The organism is Neobacillus drentensis (genome assembly GCF_036966985.1).
GTDB classification, from domain to species: domain Bacteria; phylum Bacillota; class Bacilli; order Bacillales; family Cytobacillaceae; genus Neobacillus; species Neobacillus drentensis_E.
The window spans coordinates 1-5,744 of record NZ_JBALSN010000199.1; the positions used below are offsets into that span (position 1 = coordinate 1).

7 protein-coding genes are annotated in these 5,744 nt (G+C 37.6%); 1 reads left to right on the forward strand and 6 read right to left on the reverse strand.

All coding sequences use genetic code 11. The features are described 5' to 3' along the window. Positions 1-54: 54 nt before the first annotated feature. From V7659_RS13610 to V7659_RS13625, 4 genes are all read right to left on the reverse strand, one after another. Positions 55-720 (reverse strand): hypothetical protein, encoded by a 666-nt coding sequence (locus tag V7659_RS13610; RefSeq protein WP_335540443.1) that lies wholly within the window; start codon positions 718-720, stop codon positions 55-57. Positions 721-1,014: 294 nt separating this feature from the next. Next, positions 1,015-1,602 carry a DMSO/selenate family reductase complex B subunit gene (locus V7659_RS13615; RefSeq protein WP_335540444.1) on the reverse strand — a complete coding sequence of 196 codons (588 nt, stop codon included), beginning with the start codon at positions 1,600-1,602 and terminating at the stop codon, positions 1,015-1,017. A gap of 138 nt (positions 1,603-1,740) precedes the next feature. Continuing rightward, a complete protein-coding gene (locus tag V7659_RS13620; RefSeq protein ID WP_335540445.1) occupies positions 1,741-4,008 on the reverse strand; it encodes a DMSO/selenate family reductase complex A subunit in 2,268 nt (755 codons plus the stop codon). Beyond that, a complete protein-coding gene (locus V7659_RS13625) occupies positions 3,998-4,669 on the reverse strand; it encodes a TorD/DmsD family molecular chaperone (protein WP_335540446.1) in 672 nt (223 codons plus the stop codon). Before V7659_RS13625 ends, V7659_RS13620 begins: the two co-directional genes overlap by 11 nt. A gap of 267 nt (positions 4,670-4,936) precedes the next feature. Here V7659_RS13625 and V7659_RS13630 point away from each other — a divergent pair, with 267 nt between their 5' ends. After that, a complete protein-coding gene (locus V7659_RS13630) occupies positions 4,937-5,230 on the forward strand; it encodes a DUF6509 family protein (RefSeq protein ID WP_335540448.1) in 294 nt (97 codons plus the stop codon). Between the two features lie 37 nt (positions 5,231-5,267). Here V7659_RS13630 and V7659_RS13635 read toward each other — a convergent pair whose 3' ends face one another. Together V7659_RS13635 and V7659_RS13640 are read right to left on the reverse strand one after the other, a co-directional pair. Then, positions 5,268-5,471 (reverse strand): cold-inducible protein YdjO-related protein, encoded by a 204-nt coding sequence (locus V7659_RS13635; protein ID WP_335540447.1) that lies wholly within the window; start codon positions 5,469-5,471, stop codon positions 5,268-5,270. Positions 5,472-5,654: 183 nt separating this feature from the next. Continuing rightward, a partial coding sequence (locus V7659_RS13640; protein ID WP_335540449.1) for a cold-shock protein occupies positions 5,655-5,744 on the reverse strand: 90 nt, incomplete at its 5' end.

Below are 5,744 nucleotides of genomic sequence, written 5' to 3' on the forward strand. Positions count from 1 at the left end.
AAAAAAGGTATAATTCCTCATTATTAAGGGGTTATACCTTTTTTGCTGTTTTTATTAATAGGGGCTTAACCATCGAGGATCCCTGTTCATGCAAATTGGACATTTCTTTCTTTCTGTTTGAAAGGAGTAAAAGGACTGTCCACAATCCTGACACTCCTTACTGAAAAGTGGAGATCTCAGCTCGCTTTTTATCTTTATATCTGGAATGATTCGAATGGCATCCTCCTGACAAATATCCGTACAATCGGTACAGTTAACACATTTATCATTCTCAATGTATAAATATGAATCTGTTACATGAAAGACTTCTTGAGTGCAGAAGTTGAAGCATACTTTACACATAGTACATTTATTGTAATCTAACTCGACTGTATAAAATTGATATCCTGCAAAATAGTTTGCTAGATTCCATTCATTTGCTTCCATTCTCCAAGAAGCAGGAGCCATACTTTTTACTAACTTCTTTCCCCCTGTTCGCATGGAGGAAAGAAAAGCTCTTCTTGAAAATCTTTCTTCTGAATGCTTTTGTTCCATTGCAATGGGATCCTGTTTTAATTCAATTAACATCTTATTTGTTTGTTTGATAACTGTTTCCCCATGTAGATTAGGCTCCATTTTAACCGATTTCAATCCCCGACTTTTATAAATCAACAATTCTTTTACCGTTAATGTAATGGTATCATCATATATGAGGGACCGATTTTCAAATTCCCTCGTCACAGCCGGGCCCTCGATTGCTGACAAAGGACAGGTAATAATACACTCTCCACAGCAGGAACATTTTTCTAAATTTATTTCTATTGTTTGTTGTTTAATCGATATTGCCGCAAAAGGGCAAGTTTCCAAACAAATAGCGCACGTGGAATGTACATTTCTCTTCCGCGAGCACTTAATAGTAATATCCAAATCAGCATGCATACTTTCAAGCCACTTTACTAAAAGAGACATAGGCTCACCTACAATAAAGAGCTGCAGGACTGTGTGCTCCATGTACCGCTACTCTACTTTTTTTAATCATGAACTAGATAATTTCGCATCCTTATGAGGGGTAATCACAATGTTGGGATTGGTAATAGCATTGCTTGGCATCCCTTTGATTTGATTTACACTTCCGTACTTCCTTCTTAATTCTTCGACTGGTCCAAATTCAATTGCCCTCATTGGACAAGTTGAGACGCATACAGGTTCTTCCCCCTTCGCCTGTAGATCAATACAAAAATCACATTTATTCGATTTAAAGACCTTCTGATTATATTGAGGGGCTCCATAAGGGCATGCCTTTACACATCGTTGAATCCCTTGACAAATATCTTGCTCAATTCTTACTACCCCGGTTTCTTTATTTTTCACAATTGCTCCTGTCGGGCAGCTTGGTACACATTTCGGATGCGTACAATGATTGCAGGCTATTGAAAAGTAAAAAGCTTTGATGTTATGTACAATCCCCTTATTTGGGTGTTGAATAAATGTACCTTCTTCATAGGTATAAACCCTGCGGAAATTTAACCCAGTGTTTAAATCATTTTTATCCTTACAAGCCACACTACAGGCTTTGCACCCTGTACAAAGACTTTGATTAATATAAAATCCTAACTGTTCCAACCTTATCACTCCCTACGCTTTTTTCACTTCAACCAAGTTTGTTAGCTGCGGATTCGATTTTGCTAGGGCTGTTGGACGTTGTGAAGTCAGGACATTAACAGATCCCCGTTGGTCAAGTCCATCTTTATCAGGCGTAAATCATGCACCTTGTGGGATACCCACTACCCCTGGAGTGATTCTTGGAGTCACCTTGACATCGATAGATATTGAACCTCGCTCATTAAATACCTGAGCACGGTCACCATCTTTTATGCCACGCTTTTCGGCATCCTTAGGATTTATCCACATCTCTTGTTTGGCTGCCTCCTCAAGCCATGCTTGATTATCATAGGTTGAATGACATCTCCGTTTATAATGCCAACTAATAAGTTGTAGTGGAAACTTCGTTATTATTGGATCTTGAGGTCCTTCCCATGAGGATATATATTTCGCATTATGGGATATTTCATCATGTTGATCCATATCCCATAATGCCTTCGAAAATAACTCAATTTTACCCGATGGCGTTTCAAATGGATGATTTTCAAGATCATCTATTTGCTCTTTAAAAGCAATAAGAGGTGAGTCATATTTAAAATGATGAACCCCGTTCCTTCGGAATTCTTCAAATGAAGGGAAATCAGGACTCAATTCTTTTCGCGTTCTCTCTATACTTTCCTTAACAAGGTCAAGTGTTGTTTTTCCTTCAGTGAATTTTTCTCTCACTCCTAACTTGTCCGCCACTTCTGCAAATACATTGTACTCATCACGACATTCAAAGAGTGGGTCATTTGTTTTATCACCAAAAACGACGTAATCTCCAAAACACCATGGCACACCAATATCATAGCGTTCAAAAAAGGTTGTCCCTGGAAGTAAAATATCAGCATACTTCGCACTTGGAGTCATAAAAATATCACTGACCACGATAAACTCTACCTTACTTTCATCCTCAAGGAGCTTTCTTGTTTTATTGATTTCAGCATGCTGATTGATCAACATGTTACCAGCCATGTTGAAAATTAATTTTATATTAGTAGTTAACTTATCTGTACCCTCTAGTCCATCCGCTGCTGTCATTTCAGTACCTTTTTCAACAGCCTTGGTCCAAAGGAAGCATGGAATCGAAGCTTTGACTGGATTTTCATATGAAAATGGATAAACAATGTCCGAGCGACTCCAATAACCGTTTCCTGCTGCCCATCCGCCAAGCTTCCCGACATTACCTGTAAGACAAGCCAGCTGTGCCCCGCCACGCATGTACTGTTCTCCATACGCTTGTCGCTGTGCTGCCCAGCCTTGAATAAGTGCCGCTGGCTTTGTTTTTGCATAGTCCCTTGCAATTTCACGAATCTTTGCAGCTGGGACGCCGCAAATTTTCTCAGCCCATTCAGGTGTTTTTTCAACCCCATCCTTTTCACCCAATAGGTAGCTTTTTAAAGACTCTTCTTTAGCAATACCCTTTGGCATATGGCCGCCATCAAAACCTATACAATATTTATCAAGAAATGCTTGATCGTGTAATTTTTCAGTAACGATAACATACCCCATTGCGTCCATCATCGCATTGTCAGTTGTCGGAAGAATTGGGATCCACTCATCCGCAAAGGCAATCGCTGTATCCGTATAACGCGGGTCAATGACAATGATTTTAGCGCCATTTTTCTTTGCTTGCATTAAATATTCTCTGTATGGGGTTGAAAAGATCATTTCGGAAGGATTTTGGCCCCATAAAATTATGTACTTAGAGTGCAGTAAGGTATCAAAACTGCTGCCAGAATTATTTGTACCATACGTATAAGGGGTGGCCACATTTCCTGCACCAGAACTATAGTCATTTCGATAATTTAAAAATCCGCCTGTAAGTGCTAATAATTTCCTTGCTGCATTTTTCCCTCCATGTAACCCCCAACTTTGTCCAGAAGCATAATTAACATATCTTGATTCTGGACCATTTTGATCACCAATTCGTTTCACTTCAGATGCAATGGTTTCAATTGCTTCCTCCCAAGAAATTCTTTTAAATTTCCCTTCCCCCCGTTTGCCAATCCGTTTCATTGGATACTTTAGACGATCAGGGTCATATAGCATGTGTCGGTAATTTCTACCTCTAACACAGGCTCTCAGCGGCGGTGTGGAAAGGTCACCACTTTCTTGAGTGTCAGTACTTACACGAACCACCACTCCATCCCTAACATGTGCTTTTATGACACAACGCCCGCCACAATTATTAATGCTGCAAGTTGAAATAATTTTCTCCGTAGCTTTAGCATTTGCTGTCTTAGGCTCTTCGTCCCGAACAACAAGCATCTTAGTACCAATTCCACCAGTAATAACAGGTATTCCAATTGCTCCGGACCATTTCAAAAATGTCCTCCGCTGCATTTTATTTGATAGTATATCTTTCAAACTTTTCTTATCTGACATCGTTTAATGCCTCCCTTACTTCAAGTAAAGTCGTCAAATCAAAGCTCAATAGGGCTTCCAGGAGCATTGCTGCACCCAAGTATAATTGGCTGCCTGTATGTTCAATGATGCGTTTACAGAAATATGGCACCCAAATGGTTAAATGTTCTTCAAGAAAATGAATTTGGCTTGAAATTAATTCAATAACCCTATCTTTCCGGGGCTCTTGTAAACTAAAATCTATAAGAGACAGCATAAATTCCAATTCAAGTAATAGGTGATCATCAGGCTCATTATTTTCGTTTTTAAATTGAAGACCAAATTGATGGTATTGTTCTCTGACTTGATAAGTCCATTCCTCAAATAATAAATGTTCTCTGCTCCGATAATATGACTCCCAGGGTGGTGCCACAAGCGGTCCAGGTCCAACAAATAAACGATGAAACTCTTCATATTCTCGTTTGATTTGCTCCTCTGTTAACTGTTCAAAAACGTTTTGAAGAATCTTTCCCCCCTCATGAATTTCTTCTAGTTCATGCAAATTCCCATGATTTCTAATCTCTACAAATATCTCGCTCCCTAAAGGCTCAAAAAATAACAAATGAATAAGTTGATAATATTTTTTTCTTGCTACTAATAAGGGCTGCAGCTGAAAATATACTGGGTCGGTCATAGTAATCATTTATCTCCCACCTTTTTGTGAAATATTTCACATATATATTTATAACCAATCACCTACTTCTCAAAATAATCATGATTAAATAAACTAATCTTACCTTATTCCCAAGGCATGGAAACCATATTTCCAAATTATTCACATTAAATTCAAAATGGTGTGAAATTAATATGTAAAAAATCAAAATATAGGCTAAAAATATCAAAAACGATTCAATTTTTTCTTGTTGAAACAAATATGTGTATAATAGTATGGATGAATATTTTGCAGAGGATGATACACTTGAACATTACTGGACACACAGTTGAAAAATTAGAAGACCCATTCGGTTTATTATCAGGTGACCGCTATGAGTTTTTCCTAGAACTAGAAGTTGATGAAGAAGATGAGTTATATTCAGATAAAGGAATTGGCCTAAGAACCATTTTCGTTAGCGATGAAAATGGTGAAAAAATCACCAATTTTTATCTTTACGAACAAGGGAGTGAAAATGTGCTGGATTTTGCTCTTGAAGAAGATGAAGAAGCATTGGTCCTTTCCTATTGTAAAGAGCATGCAAAAGAATAAAAAAACAGGGAGTGAATAAATCACTCCCTGCTGCTTATTACATAAAGTTTTTACTATGGTTATGAATCACTTGTAATTCTTTTGTTGTTAAACTCATTTCACTTTTACAAATCGGGCATAATGGCAAATCTGTGCTTTTAAAATTGTCACGTACCCAGCATTTACAAGTTGCTGAATTACATACCCATATTTTCGTTTCTTCTAATTTAATTTCCTCATCATTTTTTCTACCAAACGCCAAAACGATCACCCCTTATAATTAGTGCATGACTGTTTTTACTATTTTGTTTGTTAGCTAAATAATATGGAAATACATCATTTAGCAGTGTCCCATTTCCACCAGAAACTTGTTTTCATATATAGAAATTTTATAGATAAAAAGGTGATGCTAAATCTAGTGCATCACCTTTTTATTTTAATAGAATTAAACTGTTTTAACGTTAGAAGCTTGTGGTCCACGAGCACCTTCAACGATTTCGAAAGATACTGATTGGCCTTCTTCTAAAGTTTTGAA